Here is a 22,645-nt window from a genome sequence, read left to right on the forward strand (position 1 = left end):
GCGAGAAGAAGCTGCGGCGCTGGACTCGGAGTCGACCGCCTGTGGAGATTCAAGCGAGGTTGTCTGACTCATTCTCGGGATTATTCTTGAAATAATGTTTCGAAATAAGCTCGAATATTTTCGAGGACTCGATGGGTGTATTGTTCATTCGCCTGTAGGGTGGCCAAAGAGGGTTACCGGGCTGGAACTTTCGAGTGAGCTCGCAGATTTCTACAGTCTTTGCGGTGGCTTGTGCCTATTTAATAAATCACTGTTTCCCTTTGAAATAGTTGGCCCAGCGGAATTCGAGCCTGCAAATTTGGCGATTCTGGGGTTGGGCCCGCAAGATGACCGATCGGACTATTGGTACATTGTGGCCACCTCAGGGGCGGACCAGTTTGTATCCATAGATCTGCATCCTGAGCGAATGGGTCGGTGTTATGACAGTTACATCGATCGACATGCCGTCGCTGGATCTTGTTCGGTGGTTGCCACAAGCTTTGCTGATTTTCTCGAGAAGACAATCGCATATGGAGGGCGTGGCTTGTATTGGCTGGATCCGCAATTTGAGAGTCTTGGAGACGCGTACGATTGAGGGTTGAGCGGTGAAGCCACAATGCCAGGAGGCGAAGAAGCCGCTCCCGCGCACCTAGGGCAATCCTCTACCCACCTCCCGCATCGCCTCAGACCTTCTGCCGTCCCGTCACGGTAAAGTCGCGTCCGGCCAAAAGAAAGAATCAGGCCGCGCGGCGCGCCCAGCGCCGCGGATCAGGGAGGAACCCATGAAGTTTTCTGTCGTGCGCGCATCTGACGCGCTGCGGCGCGCTGCGCCTGCTTCGAAGTCGTTCGGCTAGCCCGGAGCCTGTCATGCATCCGGCAGCAGTTCTGGCCGCGTCCCTCCGTCCCGCTCCCGCGTCGAGCCCGTCATGCGCCTGACCGCCATCGACTGGCGTGCGCTGACGGACTTGGGCACGCTCAAGCAGCGCCTCGTGCACGCGCCGACTGCCGTGTGGGTCGTCGCCGCGCTCGTGCCGCCGCTCGTCGCGACCGCGTTGCTGGTCCTTGCCCGTCAGGCCGAACACCGCGCGTTCGCGAATGAGCAGGCCACACGCACCGAGCTGACCGCGCTGCGCGCCAAGGCCGCCGCCGCGCCTGCCGCCGACGTCTCGCCCTTCGCCACACGCCTGCCGCTGACGCAATCGTCCGCGCGCGCCGTCACGCATCTGCGCGAGGCCGCCGAGTCGCAGTCGGTCCTCGTCACCGCGATCTCTACCGCTCAGCAGGCGCCGACCGCCAACACGCTCGGACGCATGAGCCTGGACGTCAACCTGCGCGGCAGCTACGCCGCGATCAAGACGGTGCTGGCCGAGCTCCTCACGCGCGACGCGCAGCAGGCCGTGCTGCAGCAGATCTCGCTGCGTCGCGCTGCCGGCGCTGCTCCAAATGCGGCCGGCGGTTTTGCGCCGATGAACGCGGCGAATGCGATCAACACGATGAATGCGGCTCGCACCCCAGCCGCACCCGCCGGCGGCGATCTGGAAGCCCGCGTCGTCGCGACCTGGTTGAGCCGACCGTTGGCGGATGCCGCATCGCCTGCGTCGGCAGCATTGCCTGCGTCACCTGCGTCGCCGGCCTCCGCGTCGTCGACCTCTCGCTGAAAGCGCATCGATGTTCAAGCGCGCTTCCACTTCGGCCACGACCACCGCTCCAACCAAAGGCCTTCGCCCCGGTCTGCGCTGGGCGCTCGGTCTGAGCGCCGTCGCGAGCGTCTGGGCCATGCTGGCTCCGGCCGATCCGCCGGTCGTCGCCGCCACCGCGCCGGCACCGGCCGGGCAGGGCGGCCCGAGTTCGCCCGCGCCGCGCCCCCCGATGCCGTCGACCGCGCGCAGCGTCGGACCCGGACAGCCGCTCGCCCTGGCCGCCGTCCCCGGCCGCCTGCCCGAGCAGCCGCTCGAAGCCGCCGACCGCGACCCGTTCTCGATCCCGCAGCCGCCGGCTCCGCCGCCGCCTCCGCCGCCACCCCCTCCGCCGCCGCCGCCCCCACCGCAGGCGCCAGCGCTGAACTACCGCTTCCTCGGCCAGTTCATCGATCCCCAAGGCCAGCGCAAGGTCTACCTCGCGCGGGCCGACAAGGACCTGCTCGTCGAGACCGGCACGCGCCTGGACGAGGGCTACCGCGTCGAAGCGATCACCGACGACGAGATCCGTCTCATCCACGACCCCCTCCAGCAGCGCGCCGTGATCCGCATTCCCGCGGCCGCGCCGTCACCCTGATCCGCCCGCCCGATGTTCCAACGTTCCGTTCGCTCCGATCGCTTCGTTAGCCTCGATCGCCTCGATCGTTCCAGCGCACCCCGACGCGCCGCCTCGACGACCCCGTTCGTCGCCGGCGCGCTCGCACTGCTGCTGCTCCTGGCCGGCTGCGCCGAGACCCGCATCCGCGACGAGTCCCGCAAGGCCCTCGCCGGTGGCCAGTACCGCGAGGCGATGAGCACGCTCGAGAACGGCCTGCGCGAGTACCCCGAGAGCACCGCCCTGCGCACCACGCTGCTGCAGGCGCGCTCCGAAGCGCAGATGCGGCTGATCTCGCAGGCGCTGACCCAGCGCGCCGCGGGCCAGTTCGACGAGGCCGCCGCCACGCTGCGCCAGGCGCTCGAGCTCGATCCGACGAACGCCCGCGTGCAGGCGCTGCTCTCGGACATGGAGCTCGAACGCAAGGGCGCCGCGGACCTCGCCGCCGCCCAGAAGTGGGTCGAAGCCAAGCAGCCCGAGCGCGCCCTGCGCGTGCTGGAGCAGGCGCTCAAGGACAACCCCCGCCACGGCGGCCTGCAGGATCTGCAGCGCCGGCTGCTCAGCGACCAGCGCAGCGCGCAGGTCCAGGCGCTCAACGGCGCGCTGACCGAATCCCGTCCGATCTCGCTGGACTTCCGCGACGCCAGCCTGCGCACCGTGCTCGACGTGGTGACCCGCCACAGCGGCATCAACTTCGTGCTCGACCGCGACGTGCGCGCCGACGTCCGCGTCACCGTGCTGCTGCGCCAGGCCAAGGTCGAGGACGCGCTGGACCTGATCACGTCCACCAACCAGCTGGCCAAGAAGGTCATCGATCCGCGCACCATCGTCATCTATCCCAACACCGCCGAGAAACACCGCGAGTACCAGGAGCAGCTGGTGCGCGTGTTCAACCTCGCCAACAGCGATCCCAAGGGCGCCGCCGCCTTCCTCAAGGCGATGCTCAAGATCCGCGAACCCTTCGTCGACGAACGCTCCAACCTGCTCGCGCTGCGCGACTCGCCCGAGAACATCCAGCTCGCCGAACGCCTGCTCGCCGTCTTCGACAGCGCCGAGCCTGAGGTGCTGCTTGAGGTCGAGGTGCTGGAGGTCAACGCCACGCGTCTGACCGAACTCGGCGTCAAGCTGCCCACCTCGTTCTCGCTGACGCCGCTGCCCACGGGCAACAGCTCGCAGCTGACGCTCGCGGACTTCGAGAACCTCGGCCGCAACCGCATCGGCGTCGGCCTCAACCCGAACAACATCCTGGTCAACCTGCGCCGCGAGGTCGGCGACAGCTCCACGCTGGCCAATCCGAAACTGCGCGTGCGCAACAAGGAGAAGGCCAAGATCATGATCGGCGACAAGATCCCGGTCGTGTCCACCACGACGGGCACCGGCAACTTCATCTCGGAGAGCATCAGCTACCTGGACGTCGGCCTCAAGCTCGACGTCGAGCCCACCGTCTTCGCCGACGACGAGGTCGCCATCAAGGTCGCGCTGGAAGTCAGCTCGCTCGGGACGTCGATCAAGACCTCCGCCGGCTCCATCGCGTACCAGATCGGCACCCGCAACGCCACGACGCTGCTGCGCCTGCGCGACGGCGAAACCCAGCTGCTGGCCGGACTCATCAGCCGCGACGAGCGCGCGACCTCCAGCCGCGTGCCCGGCCTCGGCGACCTGCCGGTGCTCGGACGGCTGTTCTCCAGCCAGCTCGACGACGGCAAACGCTCGGAACTGCTGCTCGCCATCACGCCGCGTGTGCTGCGCAACGTCAAGCGCCTCAACGCCAGCGAGTCCGAGATGTGGGTCGGCACAGAAGCGTCGCCCAAGCTGCGCCAGGTCGGCGGACTGCAGTTCAACACGCCGCAGGCTGAAGCCAAGCCGGCCGTGCCGGGCGCACCTGGCGCTTCAGGTGCACCCGTTGCACCCGGTGCGGCGGGAACGCCGGGAGTCCCAGCGCCGGGAACGGTTGGCGTCGCCGGACCGTCCGGCGCGGTCGGTGCGCTGCCGGCATCGGGTCAGCCCGGCGCCGCCGACCCATCGATGCGAAAGATGCCGGCGCTGTCGCTGACCGCGCCGCCGCAGGCCAAGGTCGGCGACACCGTCGAAGTTCGCCTGGACCTGCGAGACGCCAACCTGCGCGGCCTCATGACCGAGCTGCAGTACAGCGCCGACAAGCTGACGCTGGTCGACGCCGACGAAGATGACTTCTTCCGCAAGGGCGGCGCCGTCACCAGCTTCAGCAAGCGCGTCGAATCCGGTCGCGTCAACCTCAGCGTGCTGCGCAACCAGGCGACGGCCGCGGACGGCGCGGGCAGCGTCTTCAAGCTGCGCTTCAAGACCGCGGCCGCCGGTCGCGCCGAGGTGCGCGTCGGCACCGCGCAGCCGGTCTCACTCGAACCCAACGGCGAACGGCCCACGCTGCCGGCGCCTGCCGTCATCGAGGTGAAGTGACGATGAGGTCGCATCGCGCGCCTGCTTGCGCCGCCGTCGGCCGCCGCGTCGGTGGCGTCGGTGCGAGCGCGCGTCGGAAGCGGCGCGGCTTCACGTTGATCGAGCTGCTGGTGTGCCTGGGCATCCTGGGTTTCCTCGCCTCGCTGGCGCTGCCCATGGCGGAGATGACGGCGCAGCGCGAGAAGGAGCGCGAACTCAAGCGCGCGCTGTGGGAGATCCGCGATGCGCTGGACGCCTACCGCGTCGCGCGCGAGTCCGGCGCGGTGCTGGGCCCCAGCGACCGGCCGCCGTATCCCGAGACGCTTCACAGCCTGACGCTTGAAGTCGCCGACGCGCGCACCGAGCACCAGGGCCAGACGATCCGCTTCCTGCGCCGCGTGCCGCGCGACCCGTTCGCGGATCCCGGCGTGTCCGCCGAGGACAGCTGGGGCCTGCGCGGCTACCAGTCCGATGCCGACAACCCCCAGCCCGGCGCGGAGGTCTACGACGTGTATTCGAAGTCCCCGGCGACAGGTCTCAACGGCGTGCCGCTGAAGCAATGGTGAAGGCGCGCGACATCATGAAGCGGACCGCGCGGGGTTTCACCGTCATCGAGCTGCTGGTGGTGCTGGCCGCGCTGGCGCTGCTGCTCAGCGTGGCCGCGCCCCGGTACGTCCAGCACGTCGACCGCGCGCGCGACACCGCGCTGCGCCACAACCTGCATGCGATGCGCGACGCCATCGACAAGTTCTACAGCGACCAGGGCCGCTATCCGAAGGAACTGCCCGAACTGGTCGAGCGGCGCTACCTGCGCGCCATTCCCGTCGACCCGGTGACGAGCCGCGCCGACACCTGGGTCGCCCTGCCGCCGCGCGCCGGCAACGCCGACGGCGAGGGCGTCTTCGACGTGCGCAGCGGCGCGCGCGAGATCGCCGCGGACGGGAGCAGCTATGCCTCGTGGTGATCGCGGCTTCGGTCTGGTGGCGGTGCTGGTGCTGGTGGCGCTGACGTCGGCGGCGCTGTCGGTGGCCGCGCAGTCCTGGGCCGATGCGGCCCGGCGCGACAAGGAACAGCAGCTGCTGCGCGTCGGCGCGCTCTACGTGCAAGCGCTGGAGCGGTACCGTCGCAGCTCGCCGGGCACCGACAAGCGTCTGCCTCAGGAGCTTGAGGAACTGCTGCTGGATCAGCGCTTCGTCGGCACCGTGAGGCATCTTCGCCGCCTCTATCCCGATCCGGTGGGCGCCACCGGACGGTGGAGCGTCGTGCGCGGCGAAGACGGCCGCATCCGCGGCGTCCAGAGCCTCAGCGAGGAAACGCCCCTGATCGCCGGCGCCGTGCGCCGCCCCGGTCTGCTGCTGCAGCCGGCCCAACGCTATTCGGACTGGAAGTTCGTCGTGGACTCCGAGAAATGAGAGACCAGAGCAACATGACCCCCATCGCCCGTCGTTCACATCGTTCCCACGGCTTCACGCTGCTCGAGCTGCTGGTGGTGATCCTCATCATCGGCCTGCTGACCGGCATCGTCGGTCCGCGCTTCCTGGCGCAGATCTCGCGCTCCGAGGTGACGACGGCCAAGGCGCAGCTCGACGCGATCGACAAGGCGCTGCAGGCCTACCGCATCGACATGGGGCGTTTTCCCGACACGGGCGAGGGCCTGGCAGCGCTGGTGCGCAGCGACGCCAACGATCCGCGCTGGCGCGGCCCGTATCTGAAGGGCGAGCTGCCCAACGACCCCTGGGGCATGGCCTACCAGTACCGCATCCCGTCGCAGCAGCCCGGCAAGGACTACGAGCTGTTCAGCTTCGGCCGGGACCGCGTCGCCGGTGGCACCGGCGACGACGCCGACGTCCAGCTCTGAGTGCCTGACACGGTCCAGACATGAAGCTCCGCGTCCGCCTGCTCGACCCCGTGCACCTGTCCATCAGCGAGGAGCTGATGGAGGTGACCTCGCGCGAGTCGTTGGGAACGCAGCTGCCCGACGGCCGCAAGGTGCTCGCCGCGGAGCCGTTCCGGGAGCCCGCCACAATGCGCGCCGTCGGCACCGCGAGTGCGGGAACCGCGGGCGCCCGCGCGAGCGCGCTGGACATCGCCTGGTGGTGCCAGGAGTTGCGCACGCTGCTGGTGGCCGGCATGACGGTGGTCGAGGCGATCGAGACGCTGCAGGCGCAGTCCGGCGCGGACGGCGCGCGCGCCGAGCTGCAGTCGTCCCTGCTGGCGCAGCTGCATCAGGGCAAGGCCCTGTCGGTGGCGATGGAGGCGCTGGGGCGTTTCCCGATGGTGCTGGTCGCCAGCGTGCGCGCCAGCGAGCGCAGCAGCTCGCTGGCCGAGGCGCTGTCCGAATTCCTGCGATACCACGAGATGGTCGAGACACTGCGCAAGAAGGTCGTCAGCGCCGCCATCTATCCAAGCCTGGTGCTGGGCCTGGGCCTGCTGGTGAGCGGCTTCCTGATCGTCGTGGTGCTGCCGCGCTTCGCGTCGATGTATGCGGACCTGCGCGGCGAGATGAGCTGGTCCACCCATCTGCTGACGCTGGCCAGTACCTTCGTGCGGGAACACCGCCTCGGTCTGCTGGCCGGCGCGGCGGCGCTGGCGGCGCTGGGCGTGGTGGCGTGGCGCCAGGGCGCGATCCAGCGCGCGGCGATGCGCGCCGCCGCGGTCATTCCGCCGGTGCGGCGCGCGCTGCGGGAGTTCCGGCTGGCAAAGCTGTACCACTCGATGACGGTGATGTTCCGCGGCGGCTACACGCTGGACGAGACGCTGCTGCGCTGCGAAGGCCTGGCCCTGGGCGCCGACATGGACCACGCGATGCGCGACGCGCGCCTGGCGCTGACGCGCGGCGTGCGCGTGTCCAGCGCGTTCTCCGAGTACGGCCTGACCGACACCGTCACGCAGCGGCTGCTGGCCGTGGGCGAGCGCTCCGGCAACTTCGAGCGCGTGCTGCAGACCATCGCCGAGCGCCACGCCGGCAACTTCGCCGCCTTCATGGATCGCGCCACGCGCATCGTGGAGCCGGTGATGCTGCTGCTGGTCTCGCTGCTGGTCGGCAGCATTGTCGTGCTCATGTACCTGCCCATCTTCGACATCGCGAGCAGCATCCGATGAACACCGATTCCCGTTCCGACTTCCGCACCGCGCTGCAGGCCGCGCGTCGTCAGGCCGCCCAGGCCGGCGCGGACGCCGTGCTCGACCTGCTGCTGCGCGGTAGCTGGGGTCAGGACTTGCGCGCGCTGCTGCGCGAGACCGGCGGCATGGAGATGCTGGACGGCGCCGCCGCGGATCGCGCCGTCGCGGACCCCGCGCTGCTGGGCGCGGGCGGCCTTGCGCTGGCGCGGCAGTTGTGCGCGGTGCCAGTGCGGCTGGACGGCGATCCGGACCGGCTGCGGCTGGCCATGGCCGATCCCTGGGACGAGGCCGCGCTGCGGCGTGCGACGCAGGCGGCGGGCCGGCGCATCGCGGCGATCGCGGTCACGCGCGCGCAGCTGGATGCGTGGTCTGGTGCCAGCGCCGCGACGGCGACCCGCGCGCCCGGCTCGGCGGACAGTTCTGCGGAGGGATCGTCGAATGGCGCGACTGCGGCCGACGGCCCGGTGGTGGTCTTCGTCGATCAGGCGCTGCGCCGCGCGTACGAGGTCGGCGCCAGCGACGTCCACTTCGAATGCGACCGCCAGGGCGTGACGGTGCGCCTGCGCCGCGACGGCGTGCTCATGCCGCACGGCCGGCTGGAGGGCTCGCGCGGCGCGGAAGAGGCGATCTCCCGCATCAAGGTACTGGCGCAACTCGACATCACCGAGCGGCGGCTGCCGCAGGACGGGCGCTTCCGCATCGCGCTGGGCGGCGGGGAGATCGATCTGCGCGTGTCCGTCATCCCGAGCGTGTTCGGCGAGGACGCGGTGCTGCGCTTGCTGGACAAGGCGCAGTTGCGCGATCCGGCGGACCAGGTGTCGCTGGACCTGCTCGGCTTCGACGCGGCGGGTGCCGCGATGATCCGCGAACTGGCCGGCCTGCCGCACGGCATGCTGCTGGTGACGGGACCGACGGGCAGCGGCAAGACGACGACGGTGTACGCGGCGCTGTCCGAGGTCAACAACGGCATCGAGAAGATCATCACCATCGAGGACCCGGTCGAGTACGAACTCGCCGGCGTGCTGCAGGTGCCGGTGAACGAGCGCAAGGGGCTGACCTTCGCCAAGGGGCTGCGGTCCATCCTGCGTCACGACCCCGACCGCATCCTGGTGGGCGAGATCCGCGACGCGGAGACGGCCGAGATCGCGGTGCAGTCGGCGCTCACCGGGCATCAGGTGCTCACGACGGTCCATGCGAACAGCGTGTTCGACGTGACGGGGCGCTTCAAGCATTTCGACCTGGACATGTTCGGTTTCATGGCGGCGCTCAACGGCGTGATCGTGCAGCGGCTGGTGCGCTGCATCTGCCCGCATTGCGTGGGCGACCGGCCGGCGCAGCCGCGCGAGCAGCAGTGGTTCGTCGACATGGGGCTCGCTCGACCGGAGACGATGCCGATGGCCGTCGGCTGCGAGCGCTGCGGCGGCACCGGCTACAAGGGCCGTCGGGTGATCGCCGAGGTGCACACGATCGACGACGGTTTCCGCGACCTGGTCACGACCGGCGCGCCGGTCTCGGCCTTGCGGGAGCACGTCTATCGGCAGGGCATCCGGACCTTGTCGCAACTGGGCGCGGACATGGTGAGCCGGCGCGAATCGAGCGCTGAGGAGATCAAGCGTGTGGTGGGCTGGTAAGCGCGCGTCGGCGCGGACGGCGATCGCCTATGCGGGCGAGCGCGCGGTGCGGCTGTCGCTGGGCGGCGCGCTGCTGGTGGCGGCGGACGTCGACGGACGGGAGTCGGCGCTGGCGGCCCTGTCCGCCGGGATTCGGGACCTGCCGCGCGGCACTTCGCTGCGGGTGACGGTGAGCGGCGCGGTCTGCCGCCCGTTCCTGCTGCCGGAGGTGGCCGGCGTGGCGGGGGAGGGCGTGGCGGGAAAGAGCGAATGGACGGCGATCGCGGCGGCCCTGGTCGAGGACCGGGTGGGACTGCCCGCCGGCAGTCCGGTGTGGCTGGACGGCGGTCAGTCGTCGCCGAAGATGGCCGTGGCCATCGATGCGGCGTGGCGGGATGCGCTCGTGGCGCTCGACGGCCGCTCGTTGAAGAGCGTGCGCCCCTGGTGGGCGCTGGCGATCGAATCGACGCTTGAAGGCCGTGCCGTGTCCACGTCGGTGTCCACGGTGGCCGCCGGTCTCGCCGTGGCGGACAGCGACGAGCTGGTGCTGCTGATCGCCGAGGGCGACACGTATCGCGTGGCGCAGACCTATCCGCTGGACGGCGAGTCCGCGACGGTCGTCCTCAACCGGGCGCTGGTGACGCACGACCTGCCGTCGGGCGGGATCGAGCTGATCGAATTCGACACCGGCGCGCTGCCGGGTCAGCAGGTCGATGCCGTGCTGCCCTTCCGTAAGGGGGTTCCGGCATGAGGGCTTTGAAGGTGGACTTCGCGCCGGCGCGGCGGCCTGTCGCTGCGTTGGCGCTCTGGGGCGCGCTCTGCGCCGTCGCGACGGCGGGGCTGGGCGGGGTTGCTTGGTTGGCGTGGGATGAACGGACCGCGCGCGTCGCCCGGACGGATGTGGATGCGGCCGAGATCGCGCGCTTGAAGGACGTGCTGCGCATGCGCGCCGACCGCGCGTCGGCCGATGCCGTGCCGCCGTCCTATGCGCGCGATGCCTTGACGGTGGCGCGCACGGCGGCGTTCCCGATGCAGCCGGTGCTGCGCTCGCTGGAGACCGTGGCCGTCGACGGCGTGCGCGTCGGCGGCATCGAGCTCAACGCCGCGCGCGGCGCGGCCGAGGTGACGCTGGAGTTCGACGACTACAAGGCGCTGCTCGCCTACCTGGAGCAGCTCAACGAAGGCGCGAGCGTGCAGCGCTGGACGCTGGTCAGGGCCGAAGCGTCGGGTGCCAGGCGGCAGGCGGTGATCCGGTCGAACTGGCCGTGAGGGATCACGCCCGCATCCACGTGTACTCCCCCAACGACAAGCTCTCGAACATCTCGTCTTCGGCGAGCAGGATGTTCTCGCGCCAGTAGCGGCCGTGCTCGATGTAGTGGTTGATGGTGTCGGCGAGGTAGGCCCCGTCGACGCCGTCCAGCATCGGCACCCGCACCACCAGCAGCACCACGCCCGAGTCCGCGTCCAGGCCGAGTTGCGCCTGGTCCTGCGCGTAGAGGCTCAAGTTGGCCTCCAGCATCAGCCGGTACACGCGCAGGCTGCGCCCCGAGGTCACGCTCCCGAAGGTGAAGTTCAGGTACATCGCCTCGGGGTCGTTGTCGTAGTAGCCGAGCAGGACCTCGAAGCCCTCCACCTCGATCGCGCTGCGCGAGAGCGCCGTCTCCGCATCGGGCAGTCCTACCGCTTCGCACAGGCCGACGATCAGGTGCTGGTAGTGCTCGAAGCTCATGACGGGGAACCCTTGTTGAGGAAGGCCTCGACGGCGGCCGTCGGCGTCAGCGCGCGTTGCAGCTGGCTGCTGCGCACCTCCGCGCCGTCGCGCAGCGCATCGATCGGGCGGAAGAGGGCGCGCAGGCCGTTCAGCGGGAACAGCAGATTGGCGTTGCGCTGCGCCTCGGTCGCCGAAGGCGGCGGACCGTTGGCCGCGCACCAGGCGACCGCCGCGGCCTTCACCACCGACAGCGATGGCGCCGCGTCCGCAGGCAGATGCCGCGCCACGGCCGTCATCGCGGCGAGCCGCATCGCGCCGACGGCAATGCCGCCTCCACCGCCCTTGAAGTAAAGGGAGGCCAGCGCATCGAGCAGCACCGCGGGCGGCTTGCCCTCCGGCGTCGGCGTCGCGCGCAGCATCACCGCGGCCGGCAATGCGCTCCGCCGCAAGGCCGCGCCTTCGCGGACCTCGGGCGGCGGAGGCGGCATGCGCGCTCGCGGCGGCGAGCTCATCGAGCCCTTCTCCTGGCGCTCGCCCACGTCCTGCTGCTGCGCCTTGGCGCCGCCGCCCTGCACGGGGCGCATCGTGTTCTGGCCGGCTCCACCCATGGCCATCTGCCTCGGATCGTCCATCGGCATCTGCGGATGCTCGTCCTCGGGATGCGCGCCTTGCGCGCCGTTCGACGGCGGACGCGGCCTCGGCTTGGGCGCCGGACCCGTGTTGCGCCGCGCCGGCATCTGCGCGCGCGGCGCATGCCGGTACGCATTGCCCTTGTGCATGCCGCCCGCGTAGCCGGACGAGCCGCTGCCCCGCGCCTGCCCCTTGCCCGCGGCCTCCTGCGCTTCCCGCGCCTGCTGGGCCTCGGCGCCCTGATGCGCGCGGTCGAGCTTCATTTCTGGAACACCGCGGTGAACAGGTTCTCGCTGAACTTCATCAGCGTGGACCCCGCCCAGGGCGCCGTCACCACGACCACGCCCGTCACCGCCAGCAGCTTGATGCCCTGCGAGATGCTCGAATCCTGCAGCGAGGTGATCGCCTGGAAGAAGGACACGATCAGCCCGATCAGCGCCGACACCACCACCGCCGGCAGCGACAGCATCACGCACATCATCAGCGCCTCGGAGGTCAGCTGCACCACCACGTCGTAGTTCATCGCGGCCTCAGCGGTAGGTCAGCACCAGCCCGTGCACCAGCCGCGACCAGCCGTCCATCGTGACGAAGAGCAGCAGCTTGAACGGGATGGCGACGTTGGTCGGCGTCACCTGCGACAGGCCCATCGCCAGCAGCACGTTGGCGATGACGATGTCGATCACGATGAAGGCCAGGTAGAGCAGGAAGCCGATGCGGAAGGCCGCCGTCAGCTCGCTCAGCAGGAAGGCCGGTGCGAGCACGATCAGGTCGTCCTTCTTCAGCGCCGCGGCCTGGTCCGCCGGCCAGATGATGGCCGCCGACTTCAGGAAGAACTGCTTCTCGCGCTCCTCGGCGTGTTTGTCGAGGAACTTGCGGAAAGGCTCGCGCGCCGAGTTCGCCGCTTCCATCAACGTCTGCGTGCTGGAACCGCCGCCGCCTGAGGCACTTGAGGCCGCGCTCATGCCCTTGGTGGCCTCGATGAAGACCGGCGCCATGATGTAGCAGGAGATGATGATCGCCACGCCGTTGAGCACCATGTTCGGGGGCACCTGCTGCACGCCGATCGCATTGCGCAGCAGGCCCAGCACGATCGAGATCTTGGTGTACGAGGTGACCACCATGGCTGCGAACGGCAGCGCCGCCAGCGCCAACAGGACCAGGAAGAGCGCAACCGGATCAGCGTGCTGCAGGGGCGTCATGCGCGAACTCCAGCCGGGTGATGCGCACGCCGAGGTGGTCGCCGATGGCGATCAGCTGTCCCGTGCCCAGCGTGCGGCCGTGGCAGACCAGGCGCACCGTGGCCTCACGCAGCGGTACGTCGAGCTCGACGGCATAACCCGGCTGCATGCTGGCCAGCTCGGCCAGGCTGACGCGCGCGGTGTCCAGCTCGAAGGCGACCGGCAGCTGCAGCTGGTCCAGCGAGCCGGCGGACTGCGGCGCCTCGGCGCTCTCCAAGGAGGCAGGCGCGGCCTCGAAGGCGGCCGGGTCGTCGGAAATGGCGGGCGGCTCGGCAAGGTGCACGGTGAACTCCTGGGGATCGATGTGAAGGGTGGCGCGCAGCGCGCGCCCGACGCCGCAGCGCAGCAGCGCCGGCTGGCCGCCGGTGAGGATGGTGTCGCCCGCCCGCAGGCCGCGCAGCGCCTCGAGCGGCAGGGCGCGCGTGAACAGACGGATCACCGGACGCACCGGCAGTCCCGCCAGCGGGCTGAGATCGACGCCGGACGCGGCGACGGTGACGAGCACGCGTTCCAGCACCGCCGGATCGGCGTCCAGCAGCGCGACGGGCATGGCGCCGCCGAGCACGATGGGAACGAGACGCGGCGATGCGCTCGCAGCAACGCCGTCCAGCGGCTCGATATCGACGACGCGCAGCGCGCCAAGCAGCGGCGCGAAGGCTTCGGCCCAGCCCGCGAGCAGCAGCGTGACGACGGCGCAGGCGGTGTCGCGCGGCTGGTGCGCGCAGGCGAGCAGCAGCGCCGGCGAATCGACGGCGTCGAGTCCGAGTTGGAAGCGCCCGTGGATCGATTCGACCGTCAGCCGCCACGGCATCGCTTCGCGCTGCCGGGCGATGCCGATGCCCGCGTGCTGGAGCGTGCCACGCAGCCAGTCGGCGAAACGCGCGTCGTGCGCCACACGGGAGAGCGACGCGTCCTCCGCGCTCATCGCAGGCAACCGTCCTGCGAGCGTCGCCGTGTCCGTGTCCGTGTCCGCGTGCGTGTCCGTGGCGGCGATGGCAGCGCCGGCGGCGTTCGCCGGGGGCGTCGAGGCGGGGGAGGTCGGCCAGTTCATGTGATGTCGATCTCGATGTGCCGGTCGCCGGGCAGCGCGCGGACCAGCAACGCGCGCAGCTGCGACTGGTGGGCCGAAATTAGGGCGAGCGAGCGCGTCGACTGCGTGCTGAAGCGAAGCGTCAGTTGGTGAGGCGAAAACGACAGGCGAAGCTCGGTGTGGGGCAGGGTCTCGGCGTCCACCGGCACCTGGATGGTCCAGCTGTGGAAGTTGGGTTCGCTGCTGCGGCACAACGTCGCGACCGTGTCGGCGAGCTCGCGCTCCCAGCCCTCGGGCAGCGGCGTCCAGGCCACGTGCGGGATCGGCATTGGCGGCGCGGTGACGGTCTGGTCGAGCATCGCCGCCTGCTCCGCGTCCGCCTCCTGCGCCTGGCCGGCTTCGCGCGCCTCGGTGCCCGCTGAGGCAGCCACGGGCAGACGTGGTCGATGACCGTCGACCAGGAGGGCGTCGTCGTGGCGGGACGACTCTTTCCTGCGTGAGGAGGCTCCGGTCTCACGTCGATCCTGGCGCTCCGCCCGGTCCGTGCGCTCGCGCGTGGGCGAGGGCACCGCCACGATCGATGCGTGCGTCGCCTCGTGACGAGGGGACGTGGCGGACTCCGGGGGAGGGGGCGGGGCCGATCCCGGCGCCTCAGGCGCGGCGTCGGTCGTCGAGGTCGCTCGCCGCACGGTGCCGAGCGCGCGATGGAAGCGCTCCACCTGGCGCGCGTCCACGGGCAAGGGCAGCGGCGGGATCTGCGGATCCGCGACGACGAGGCGCCGGATGCGGCGGATCTCTTCGTCGCTCATGGCGAACCGGTCACGGTCGGGAAGGCGGTCACGATCGTCACGTCAGTTTCAGGACCGGCCGATCAGGCCGCGACGCGGCCCAGCGGCCGCAGCTCGACCTGGTTGCCCAGCTCCTGGTAGGAGTAGACGCGCAGTCCCTCCATCCGCGACTCGATGATCTTCTTCACGTAGCGCCGGATGTCCATCGACGTGATCACCGCGACACCGGCTTCCGGCGACTCGCCGGCGATGCGCATCACCTTCTCGGTGATGGCCGCGGCGCTCTCCGGCGGCATGGCCAGGTAGTTGCCCGTCGGCGTCGGCTTGATGCACTGGCGGATCGCCTGCTCGACCCCCGCGTCCAGCAGGATCGCCGACACGTAATTGCGTCCGCCGCTGGCCTCGAACGCGAGGTAGCGCCCGAGGTCGCCGCGCACGTACTCGGTCAGCAGCAGCATGTCCTTCTCCTTAGGGCCCCAGGTGATGAGGCTCTCGAAGATGGTGCGCACGTTGCGGATCGGCACCTGCTCCTCGAGCAGCCGCCGCATCACCTCGGCGATGCGCTGCACCGGCAGGATCTTCTGCACCTCGGCGACCAGACCCGGATAGTCCGCCGTCGCCTTGTCGACGATCCACTGGATCTCCTGCACGCCCATGAACTGGTGCGCGTTGCGGCGCAGCAGCAACATGACCTGGCGCGCCATCACCTGCTCGATGTCCAGGCACTTCGCGCGTTCGGCCTCGGGCACCTGCGCGGGCGGCAGCCAGCGCGAATCGGGTTGGTCGAGCAGGGCGCCGTGTGTCGCGGCCGACGCCGCCCACGGCTCGCCCGCCAGCGCCGACGGCACCAGCATCAGCCGGCCCGGCAGCTCGATGTGACGCACCGGCACGTCGTTGATCAGCACCTCGAATCGAAGATCCTGCAGCGTCGCCTCCACCCACATGCAGACGCCGGGGAAGGGCACGCCCAGCATCGACTGCAGCTGGAGCCGCTCGCGTTCGACGGCCTGATCGAGCATGTGCGGCAGCAGCAACGCCGCCAGCGCCGGCGACATGCGCACGGCCAGCGGCCGCGAGAAATGCGGCGCCTCCTGCATGATGGACGGCGCGTCGCCCTTGGCACCTTCGCGCTGCAGCGCGGCGATGGGCGCGGAGACGCTCTGCGCCTCGCCGCTCTTGCGCTGGCGCTGCAGGTAGCGGCCCGCCAGCGCCAGGCCGACGCCCAGCGCCAGGAACTGGATCGCCGGGAAACCGGGAATCGCCGCGAAGGCCACCGTCAGCCCCGCCGCCAGGTACATCGCCCGCACGTTGGCGGTCATCTGCGCGACGATCTCCTGGCCCAGCGAGCGCGGCTTCTTCTGATGCTCGTCGGCCACGCGGGTGATCAGCACGCCGGCCGCCACGCAGATGAACAGCGACGGGATCTGCGACACCATCGCGTCGCCGATCGACAGCACGGCGAAGCGGTTGGCCGCCTCGCCCGCGGTCATGCCGTGGTACATGATGCCGACGACGATGCCGGCCAGGATGTTGACCAGCGTGATGATCAGGCCCGCGATCGCGTCGCCCTTGACGAACTTCATCGCGCCGTCCATGCCGCCGTGCATCTGGCTTTCCATGCCGAGCAGCGCGCGCTTGCGGCGCGCCTCGTCGCCGGTGAGCAGCCCCGCGCGCAGGTCGGCGTCGATGCTCATCTGCTTGCCCGGCATCGCGTCCAGCGTGAAGCGCGCGCCGACCTCGGCCACGCGCTCCGAGCCCTTGGAGATCACGATGAACTGCACCACCGTGATGATCAGGAACACCACGATGCCGACGACCAGGTTGCCGCCCACGACCAGTTCGCCGAAGCTCTCGATCAGGTGACCGGCGTCGGCATGCAGCAGGATGGACTTGGTCGACGCGATGTTGAGCGACAGCCGGAACAGCGTCGTGAACAGCAGCAGCGACGGGAACGAGGACAGCGCCACCGCGTTCGGGATGAACAGCGAGGTCATCAGGAGCAGCACGCTCACCGCCAGATTGACCGCCAGCAGGCTGTCGATCATCACCGTCGGCAGCGGCAGGATCATCAGCCCGACGATCGCCACCACCAGGAAGCTCATCGCGAGGTCGTTGCCGAGGGTGCTCTTGTCACCCAATGCCTTGCTCATGCCTTGCTCCCGCTTGGTTGACCGCCACTGCCGCCACCGCCCGCATTGCCCGCGGGCTTCCCGCCCACGCCGTCCAGCATTGCCACCCAGCGCAGCACGGTGGCGACGGCTTCGAACAGCGCCTCGGGCACCGTCTCGTCGACCGGCATCTTGAAGAGCGCGCGCGCCAGCGGCGGGTCGCCGACGATGGGCACGCCCGAGGCTTCGGCGATGCGGCGGATCTCCATCGCCTGCGCGTCCGCGCCCTTGGCGACGATCAGCGGCAGCGGCGTCACGCCGGGCTGGTAGCGCAGCGCGACGGCGAAGTGCGTCGGATTGGTGACGACCACGGTCGCGGTGGGCACCGTCTTCTTCGGATCGCTGTTGGCCATCTCGAAGGCCAGGCGCTTGCGCTGGCCCTTGATCATGGGATCGCCTTCCATTTCCTTGTACTCGCGCTTGAGTTCGTCCTTGTCCATGCGCTGGTCGCGGATGAACAGCCAGCGCTGCAGCGCGAAGTCCACGGGGCCGAGCACGACCAGCGCGATCACCGCCGCGACGAAGAGCTTGAGCATCGCGGTCCAGGCGACCGTGGCCACGCCCGTCGGCGTCTGTGTCGCGGCGCCGACCATCAGCGGGATCAGGCCCATGGTGATGATGGCGACCACGCTGCCGACCAGGATCGCCTTGAACACGGTCTTCAGGAACTCGACGATCGATTTGACCGAGATCAGCTTCTTGAGCCCGGCACCGGGATTGACCTTGTCGAAGTTGGGCGAGATCGGCTCGAAGGTGATGTTGAAGCCGACTTGCGCGAAGGACGCGATCAGCCCGACGAAGATCGCCGCGACAACGAAGGGCAGGACGATCCACAGGCCCTCGATCGCGATGTCGTAGGCGACCGCGAACATGTCGCTGTCGGTCTTGGCCTGCAGCCCGATCCCGCTGGCGAGCGAGAACAGGCGCTCCAGATGGCTGAGCGCCGTGGCGCTGGCGGCGCTCAGGCAGACGGTGATGACCAGCAGCCCGGCCGCGGCGTTGATGTCCTGGCTCTTGGGCGACTGGCCCTTCTTCTTCGCATCGTCCAGCTTCTTCTGGCTGGGCTGTTCGGTCTTTTCTCCCATGGCTCAGGACGCGGCGGCGGCAGCGTCGTGGGTGTCCGCCGGCTGCGTGTCCCCGACGTCCGGCGGGATGTCCGTCAGGGTCATGCCCAGCAGCACCATGTCGCGACGCTTGCCGAAGGCCGTGATCGCGCCGGGCAGCTCGCCCCACGCGCTGAAACCGGCGCGGCGCAGCACCGACAGGCTGGCGGCGTTGTCGCTCCAGACCATGGCCATCAGGCGGTCCACGCGCCACACGGGCGCCTGCGCGATCAGGTGACGGATCAGCCGCGTGCCGACGCCGCGGCCGCGCCAGCGCGGCGCGACGTAGTACGAGAGCTCGTACAGCGAGGACATGCCCGGCCGGTCGTTCAGGCCGAGCGTGCCCATCCAGCCGACGGTTTCGCCATGCTGCGTGGCGATCACCATGGGGCGTCGGTAGAACTGGTGGAGCTCGATCTGCAGCTTGGCCATCGGCACGCTCATCGGGCCGAAGTAGTTGGCCTCGGCGACGGCGTCCTTGGTCTTGACCTTGGCGAGCTGCTCGGCGCACCAGCGCGCGCCGTCGGTCTCGGTCACGCCGTCGGGCTGATAGGGCTGGGTGCGCAGCGAGGCGTTGTAGATCGCGGCGACCGAGGTCGCGTCCTGCGTCGTCGCGGGCCGCAGCGCAAGGGTGTCCGGGACCGGATCGGCGATCGCGGCGGCGTTCTTCTCTGCGTTCTTCTCGGCGATCGGCAGGGCTAGGGACACGGGGGCTCCTCGGGGTTGAGGCGCACTGTCCCTGCGGGCGGCCATGGCGGACGGGGAGGGGGCGAAGCGATTGGCGCGGATGCGAAATCGCGCCGTCCTGCTCCCTCTGCTCCTCCCATCACTTCGTGTTGAGGATTGTTGAGGATTTCATCGTGAAGACATGAGGCTGCCGACGCGGACCGCTGCCTAGCATGAGCCCACGCCGAAACGAACACGGCGGGCGATACCTCCGCGATGAATCCGTGATCAATGCACGTTCAGGCGCATCCGGATGTATCCGACGACGCACCCGATACGCATGGAAGAGGAGTTCACATGTTGTTGTTGACCTTGGGCAGTCTCAGGCTCGTGGAACAGGATGCCGACGTCGCCGACGCGGTGGCGCGCGGCGATGTGCAGGAGGCCTTGCGGCTCGGCCTGGGCCGGCTCGATCGTGGGGCAGGCGGCGATCCCGACCGGCTCGCGGCGCTGGGCCAGGTGCTCGGACAGGCGCTGCTGGCGGCAGGCCGCGACGAACAGGCCGAGGAACTCTTCCAGAAGCAGCTGCGCCTGTATGAAGGCCTGCCGCGCGCGCAGGTGCGCTGGCTGTCGTCCATGGACCGGGGCTTCCTGTTCCTGCACCTGAACAAGCCGGGCCGCGCGGCCGAGACCTTCAACGTCGTCGCCGACGCGGACGAGGCGCCGCTGGCGCTGCGGGTCGAGGCGCTGGCCGGCATGGCGCAGGCGATGCAGTCCATGGGCGAACACCGCCGCGCCGCGCGCACGCTGGCCTTCGCGATGACGCTGGCCGAAGCCGCCGCGGCGCCGCGCCTGATGATGCCGCTGCTGACGGCGATCGAGCTGGAGCTCCAGGTCTGCCGCGCCCTGCGGCATTACGACGATGTCGCCGCCGCCGAGCTGCCGCGCGACCGGGACGTGCGCGGCGCGCTGCGATCGTCGGCGGTCACGCTGGCGGCCATGCCGGGCGTGGTCGCGCGGATCGAGTTCCTGCTCGCGCTCGTGGCGCATGAACCGTCGCTGGCGGGCGCGGAAGGCGTGGATGGACTTTTCGACGGCGTGCGCTGGTATCGCGATCGGCGGCTCGCGCCGATGGAGGAGCGCGCGCGCGTGGAAGCCGCGCTGGCGCTGCTGGACCGAGGCCAGGCGCGCACGGCCTACGACATCCTCGGCCCTCTGGCGATCGACGATGCGCGCCAGCTCCATCACCGCCACGCGATCGAGCTGCGCTACTGCGCCTCGAAGCTGCACGCGATGAACGGCCGCCACTCCGACGCGCTGCGCTGCTATCGCCAGCATGCGCAGCTCTCGCTGGCGCGGCTGCGCTTCGAGCTGACGCGGGTGCCGTATTCGCGCTTCCTCGAGCAGCAGGAACGCGCCGAGCAGGCCGACGCCGACCAGTTGCGCCTGCCGCCGCGTTATCGCCGCGCCTATCAATACATCCTCGACCACCTGCACGATCGCGCGCTGTCGGTGCGGCGCATCGCCGCGGAGATCGACGTCACCGAGCGCGCGCTGCAGATGGCCTTCCGCGCCAATCTCGGCCTGACGCCGGCCGAAGTGATCCGCAAGCTGCGCATGGCCTGCATCCGTACCGAGCTGCAGCAGATGTCGGGGCGGGACAGCGTGCTGGCGGTCGCCGCGCGCTGGGGCATGGCCAACCGCTCGACGCTGGCGCACAACTACCGGCAGCAGTTCGGCGAGACCCCCAGCGCCACGGCCAGCCTGCCGAGCTTCGCCGAGTTGCCCTCGATCGCGGCAACGGTCGCGGCGGCGGTCTCCGGCGGCGGGGCGGGCAGCGGGATGGTGGCCGTCGCTGTCGCCGCTGCCGATACCAGCCGGCGCGAGTTCTCCGTCGACGGCGTCTGAGGCCGCGCGATGCGCGGCGATCCGCCCCGGCTGCCGGCGCGATCCGTCGCGTCGCCGGCGATGTCCTCGGCCGCTTCCGCTGAAGAGATCCGACCGCTGCCCGGGGATCCTTCGGCACGTCGGAGAGATGAGGCCAGCGGTCGCCGGCACGCGTCGGCCAGCCGGTTGATGGGCGCAGTGACGCGACATCTGCTGGACGAGGCCGAGGAGGAGCGCGTCACCGGCGAATCGTCGCGCGATGTGGGTTCGGGGGCGACGCCGACGGCGTCTGCCCCGGGATCGGAGGGCGCGGGGAAAAGCAGCGCCGGGAAGGCGGGGGCGCGCACGTCAGGCAGCGGCGGCAAGGGCAAGGCGCCGCCGCGCGGCACGTCCGGACCGGTGACACGTCGCGGCGGGTCGTCGGCCCATCGCGCCGCGCCGCCGGAAGACGACGTGTGGGCGCAGGGCGTCGACGCGGCGGACGGCACGGGGCGCATCGTCGGTCCGGAGTCGCGCATCCAGCCGGGACGCAGCACCGCGCGCATCGACGGCGCCCGGCCCGAAGCCATGGAGCGCATCGGCCGCTCGCCGCGCATGCGCATCGCGAGCTGGGGCGCCTTGCTCGCGGCGGTGGCGGCGCTGGTCGTGATGATCGCGGCGGGGTGGCTGGACATCGGGCCTCAGCAGGCATCCGGGGAGGCGGCTGGGGAGAGCCATCGGCAAGGAGAGGTCCGCAGCCTCCCGTGAGCCTCGATCAAGGGACGTCGTGCCCCCTTCGCATGGTCGAAGGACGCTTCGTTTCACGGTTACCTTCGGATGCGAATACATCCACAGTGGTGTGAAAGCGTTACGGGAGGAAGCTTGATGTTCGATTTCCACCAGGGGATGGCGCCTGCGCTGCCGAACGGCGCGGCCGCGAGCAACGACGCCGCAGGGCTCTTCGTTACCTCCAATACCCCGCAACCCTCTGTCACCGCCCGGCTGCGCGCGCGGCAGGCCGCGCAGATGATGCAGGCCCGGAAGGCCTTGCGCGTGAAGGAGCTGGCCGCCGCGATCGCGGCGATGCAGGACGCGCGTCAGGCGCTGCCGATGCGCATGGACCGGGTGCTGGCGGCGGAGGCGGCCCAGGCCGAGTGCGAGGGCGCGATCCTGGTGATCCAGCAGCAGGTGACGGCCGCGCTCGGCGCCGCCGGGGCGGAGCTGATTGCGCGTCAGGCCGCGACCAGCCGCGCCCAGGAGGGCTTGGACGACGCCGCGGGCAGCCTGCGGCGCAGCGAGGAACGCATGAGCCGGCGATCTCCCGGTCTGTCGGAGCATGCCGCCGCCCTGGCGAGGGCGACGGGCGCGTACCGGGACGCGCAGGCGGCCGCGCTGACGCGCCGGGACGCGGCTCGGGCGGCGGAGATGCGGCTGCGCGACGCGATCGGCGCGTTGCACCGGACCGCCCGCATGCATTCGATGGCCCTGGCCGCGCTGAGCGACGCGGCCGAGACCGCGCTCGACGATGCGAGGAAGGCGCTGTCGGACCACCGCCGCGCGGTCGCCGCGTCGGCGCGGGTGGTGGAGGACATCGGCCAGACGGATGCGGCCATCGACGCGTTGACGCTTCAATTGGCGCAGCATGCGCGTCATGTGCAGGCCCATGCCGACGCGGTGGCCGCCATCGCGCCGGGCGCGCGCCTGCAGTGGCAGGCGCAGGACTGCGGCGCGGCCATCGCGGTGCAGCGGGTCGAGGTCCGTCGGCGCGCCGGCGAAGTCGACGCGGAACACATCGTCGTGGTGATGCGGCGCAACGACCTGATGCGCCACCAGGGCGCCGAAGCGGCCGCCGTGCAGAACCGGCATGCGCGCCGGGGAGCGGCGGCCAAGGCGGACGAGCGTGCGGAGATCAGCGCCAGGGCCTTCGACGATCAACGCGAGGCGGCCGACTCGGCCGCGGGCACGATCGAGCGGGCCATCCAGCGGCTGCGCGAGGTCCTGACCGACCTGCCGCCCCGGGCCTGAC

General features: G+C 70.3%; 24 protein-coding genes. 15 read left to right on the forward strand and 9 right to left on the reverse strand.

Annotated elements, in window-relative coordinates; translation table 11 throughout:
• Positions 1–94: 94 nt before the first annotated feature.
• The 12 genes from PV762_RS06730 (at position 95) to PV762_RS06785 (ending at position 10,688) form a co-directional block, all read left to right on the forward strand.
• Positions 95–574: an SMI1/KNR4 family protein gene (locus PV762_RS06730; RefSeq protein WP_421034254.1), complete on the forward strand. Its 480-nt coding sequence runs from the start codon at positions 95–97 to the stop codon at positions 572–574.
• A 331-nt stretch (positions 575–905) separates the two neighbouring features.
• Entirely contained in the window at positions 906–1,637 is a 732-nt protein-coding gene (locus PV762_RS06735; RefSeq protein ID WP_421034255.1) for a hypothetical protein, read from the forward strand.
• A gap of 10 nt (positions 1,638–1,647) precedes the next feature.
• Positions 1,648–2,253 carry a hypothetical protein gene (locus PV762_RS06740; protein ID WP_421034256.1) on the forward strand — a complete coding sequence of 202 codons (606 nt, stop codon included), beginning with the start codon at positions 1,648–1,650 and terminating at the stop codon, positions 2,251–2,253.
• A gap of 12 nt (positions 2,254–2,265) precedes the next feature.
• Complete coding sequence (locus tag PV762_RS06745) at positions 2,266–4,707, forward strand: secretin N-terminal domain-containing protein (RefSeq protein ID WP_421034257.1); 2,442 nt, start codon at positions 2,266–2,268, stop codon at positions 4,705–4,707.
• A 2-nt stretch (positions 4,708–4,709) separates the two neighbouring features.
• Entirely contained in the window at positions 4,710–5,252 is a 543-nt protein-coding gene (locus tag PV762_RS06750) for a type II secretion system protein (RefSeq protein ID WP_421034258.1), read from the forward strand.
• 14 nt (positions 5,253–5,266) lie between these two features.
• Positions 5,267–5,650, forward strand: coding sequence for a type II secretion system protein (locus PV762_RS06755; RefSeq protein ID WP_421034259.1), 384 nt, complete (start codon positions 5,267–5,269; stop codon positions 5,648–5,650).
• Positions 5,637–6,098, forward strand: a complete 462-nt coding sequence (locus tag PV762_RS06760; protein ID WP_421034260.1) for a type II secretion system protein — start codon at positions 5,637–5,639, stop codon at positions 6,096–6,098. Before PV762_RS06755 ends, PV762_RS06760 begins: the two co-directional genes overlap by 14 nt.
• Before the next feature lie 14 nt (positions 6,099–6,112).
• Positions 6,113–6,544, forward strand: a complete 432-nt coding sequence (gene gspG / locus PV762_RS06765; protein WP_421034261.1) for a type II secretion system major pseudopilin GspG — start codon at positions 6,113–6,115, stop codon at positions 6,542–6,544.
• 20 nt (positions 6,545–6,564) lie between these two features.
• Positions 6,565–7,788, forward strand: coding sequence for a type II secretion system F family protein (locus tag PV762_RS06770; protein WP_421034262.1), 1,224 nt, complete (start codon positions 6,565–6,567; stop codon positions 7,786–7,788).
• Positions 7,785–9,440, forward strand: coding sequence for a GspE/PulE family protein (locus PV762_RS06775; RefSeq protein ID WP_421034263.1), 1,656 nt, complete (start codon positions 7,785–7,787; stop codon positions 9,438–9,440). The genes PV762_RS06770 and PV762_RS06775 overlap by 4 nt, the downstream gene beginning before the upstream one ends.
• Positions 9,424–10,170 (forward strand): hypothetical protein, encoded by a 747-nt coding sequence (locus PV762_RS06780; RefSeq protein ID WP_421034264.1) that lies wholly within the window; start codon positions 9,424–9,426, stop codon positions 10,168–10,170. Before PV762_RS06775 ends, PV762_RS06780 begins: the two co-directional genes overlap by 17 nt.
• Positions 10,167–10,688, forward strand: coding sequence for a hypothetical protein (locus PV762_RS06785; RefSeq protein ID WP_421034265.1), 522 nt, complete (start codon positions 10,167–10,169; stop codon positions 10,686–10,688). The genes PV762_RS06780 and PV762_RS06785 overlap by 4 nt, the downstream gene beginning before the upstream one ends.
• A 4-nt stretch (positions 10,689–10,692) precedes the next feature.
• Here the strand turns inward: PV762_RS06785 and PV762_RS06790 are convergent, their stop codons facing one another.
• From PV762_RS06790 to PV762_RS06830, 9 genes are all read right to left on the reverse strand, one after another.
• The gene (locus tag PV762_RS06790) at positions 10,693–11,148 is read right to left on the reverse strand and encodes a CesT family type III secretion system chaperone (RefSeq protein ID WP_421034266.1); all 456 of its coding nucleotides are present in this window, start codon (positions 11,146–11,148) and stop codon (positions 10,693–10,695) included.
• Positions 11,145–12,023 (reverse strand): hypothetical protein, encoded by an 879-nt coding sequence (locus tag PV762_RS06795; RefSeq protein WP_421034267.1) that lies wholly within the window; start codon positions 12,021–12,023, stop codon positions 11,145–11,147. The genes PV762_RS06790 and PV762_RS06795 overlap by 4 nt, the downstream gene beginning before the upstream one ends.
• Positions 12,020–12,283: a type III secretion system export apparatus subunit SctS gene (gene sctS, locus PV762_RS06800; RefSeq protein WP_421034268.1), complete on the reverse strand. Its 264-nt coding sequence runs from the start codon at positions 12,281–12,283 to the stop codon at positions 12,020–12,022. Before sctS ends, PV762_RS06795 begins: the two co-directional genes overlap by 4 nt.
• Positions 12,284–12,290: 7 nt before the next feature.
• Positions 12,291–12,959 carry a type III secretion system export apparatus subunit SctR gene (gene sctR / locus PV762_RS06805; protein WP_421034269.1) on the reverse strand — a complete coding sequence of 223 codons (669 nt, stop codon included), beginning with the start codon at positions 12,957–12,959 and terminating at the stop codon, positions 12,291–12,293.
• Positions 12,937–14,049 (reverse strand): FliM/FliN family flagellar motor switch protein, encoded by a 1,113-nt coding sequence (locus PV762_RS06810; protein ID WP_421034270.1) that lies wholly within the window; start codon positions 14,047–14,049, stop codon positions 12,937–12,939. Before PV762_RS06810 ends, sctR begins: the two co-directional genes overlap by 23 nt.
• Positions 14,046–14,837 carry a type III secretion HpaP family protein gene (locus PV762_RS06815; RefSeq protein WP_421034271.1) on the reverse strand — a complete coding sequence of 264 codons (792 nt, stop codon included), beginning with the start codon at positions 14,835–14,837 and terminating at the stop codon, positions 14,046–14,048. The genes PV762_RS06810 and PV762_RS06815 overlap by 4 nt, the downstream gene beginning before the upstream one ends.
• A 62-nt stretch (positions 14,838–14,899) precedes the next feature.
• Positions 14,900–16,966: a type III secretion system export apparatus subunit SctV gene (gene sctV / locus PV762_RS06820; RefSeq protein WP_421034272.1), complete on the reverse strand. Its 2,067-nt coding sequence runs from the start codon at positions 16,964–16,966 to the stop codon at positions 14,900–14,902.
• Positions 16,963–18,069, reverse strand: a complete 1,107-nt coding sequence (sctU, locus tag PV762_RS06825; RefSeq protein WP_421034273.1) for a type III secretion system export apparatus subunit SctU — start codon at positions 18,067–18,069, stop codon at positions 16,963–16,965. The genes sctV and sctU overlap by 4 nt, the downstream gene beginning before the upstream one ends.
• A 3-nt stretch (positions 18,070–18,072) precedes the next feature.
• A complete protein-coding gene (locus PV762_RS06830) occupies positions 18,073–18,795 on the reverse strand; it encodes a GNAT family N-acetyltransferase (RefSeq protein ID WP_421034274.1) in 723 nt (240 codons plus the stop codon).
• A gap of 315 nt (positions 18,796–19,110) precedes the next feature.
• Between PV762_RS06830 and PV762_RS06835 the strand changes: the two genes are divergently transcribed.
• From PV762_RS06835 to PV762_RS06845, 3 genes are all read left to right on the forward strand, one after another.
• Entirely contained in the window at positions 19,111–20,661 is a 1,551-nt protein-coding gene (locus tag PV762_RS06835; protein WP_421034275.1) for a helix-turn-helix domain-containing protein, read from the forward strand.
• Between the two features lie 177 nt (positions 20,662–20,838).
• Positions 20,839–21,387, forward strand: coding sequence for a hypothetical protein (locus tag PV762_RS06840; protein ID WP_421034276.1), 549 nt, complete (start codon positions 20,839–20,841; stop codon positions 21,385–21,387).
• A 117-nt stretch (positions 21,388–21,504) separates the two neighbouring features.
• Positions 21,505–22,644 (forward strand): hypothetical protein, encoded by a 1,140-nt coding sequence (locus PV762_RS06845; RefSeq protein WP_421034277.1) that lies wholly within the window; start codon positions 21,505–21,507, stop codon positions 22,642–22,644.
• Position 22,645 lies beyond the last annotated feature (1 nt).

Origin of the sequence: Mitsuaria sp. CC2 (assembly GCF_048957715.1) — a bacterium.
Taxonomy (GTDB): domain Bacteria; phylum Pseudomonadota; class Gammaproteobacteria; order Burkholderiales; family Burkholderiaceae_C; genus Roseateles.

Excerpts from the sequence above, each read along its gene's own strand:
- sctU (WP_421034273.1), bottom strand. The coding sequence starts at position 18,069 with ATGGGAGAAAAGACCGAACAGCCCAGCCAGAAGAAGCTGGACGATGCG.
- PV762_RS06835 (WP_421034275.1), top strand. The coding sequence starts at position 19,111 with ATGTTGTTGTTGACCTTGGGCAGTCTCAGGCTCGTGGAACAGGATGCC.
- PV762_RS06845 (WP_421034277.1), top strand. The coding sequence starts at position 21,505 with ATGTTCGATTTCCACCAGGGGATGGCGCCTGCGCTGCCGAACGGCGCG.
- sctV (WP_421034272.1), bottom strand. The coding sequence starts at position 16,966 with ATGAGCAAGGCATTGGGTGACAAGAGCACCCTCGGCAACGACCTCGCG.
- PV762_RS06730 (WP_421034254.1), top strand. The coding sequence starts at position 95 with ATGTTTCGAAATAAGCTCGAATATTTTCGAGGACTCGATGGGTGTATT.
- PV762_RS06755 (WP_421034259.1), top strand. The coding sequence starts at position 5,267 with ATGAAGCGGACCGCGCGGGGTTTCACCGTCATCGAGCTGCTGGTGGTG.
- PV762_RS06795 (WP_421034267.1), bottom strand. The coding sequence starts at position 12,023 with ATGAAGCTCGACCGCGCGCATCAGGGCGCCGAGGCCCAGCAGGCGCGG.
- PV762_RS06740 (WP_421034256.1), top strand. The coding sequence starts at position 1,648 with ATGTTCAAGCGCGCTTCCACTTCGGCCACGACCACCGCTCCAACCAAA.
- PV762_RS06790 (WP_421034266.1), bottom strand. The coding sequence starts at position 11,148 with ATGAGCTTCGAGCACTACCAGCACCTGATCGTCGGCCTGTGCGAAGCG.
- sctR (WP_421034269.1), bottom strand. The coding sequence starts at position 12,959 with ATGACGCCCCTGCAGCACGCTGATCCGGTTGCGCTCTTCCTGGTCCTG.
- PV762_RS06735 (WP_421034255.1), top strand. The coding sequence starts at position 906 with ATGCGCCTGACCGCCATCGACTGGCGTGCGCTGACGGACTTGGGCACG.
- PV762_RS06745 (WP_421034257.1), top strand. The coding sequence starts at position 2,266 with ATGTTCCAACGTTCCGTTCGCTCCGATCGCTTCGTTAGCCTCGATCGC.
- PV762_RS06750 (WP_421034258.1), top strand. The coding sequence starts at position 4,710 with ATGAGGTCGCATCGCGCGCCTGCTTGCGCCGCCGTCGGCCGCCGCGTC.
- PV762_RS06815 (WP_421034271.1), bottom strand. The coding sequence starts at position 14,837 with ATGAGCGACGAAGAGATCCGCCGCATCCGGCGCCTCGTCGTCGCGGAT.
- PV762_RS06810 (WP_421034270.1), bottom strand. The coding sequence starts at position 14,049 with ATGAACTGGCCGACCTCCCCCGCCTCGACGCCCCCGGCGAACGCCGCC.
- PV762_RS06760 (WP_421034260.1), top strand. The coding sequence starts at position 5,637 with ATGCCTCGTGGTGATCGCGGCTTCGGTCTGGTGGCGGTGCTGGTGCTG.
- sctS (WP_421034268.1), bottom strand. The coding sequence starts at position 12,283 with ATGAACTACGACGTGGTGGTGCAGCTGACCTCCGAGGCGCTGATGATG.
- PV762_RS06785 (WP_421034265.1), top strand. The coding sequence starts at position 10,167 with ATGAGGGCTTTGAAGGTGGACTTCGCGCCGGCGCGGCGGCCTGTCGCT.
- PV762_RS06770 (WP_421034262.1), top strand. The coding sequence starts at position 6,565 with ATGAAGCTCCGCGTCCGCCTGCTCGACCCCGTGCACCTGTCCATCAGC.
- PV762_RS06775 (WP_421034263.1), top strand. The coding sequence starts at position 7,785 with ATGAACACCGATTCCCGTTCCGACTTCCGCACCGCGCTGCAGGCCGCG.
- gspG (WP_421034261.1), top strand. The coding sequence starts at position 6,113 with ATGACCCCCATCGCCCGTCGTTCACATCGTTCCCACGGCTTCACGCTG.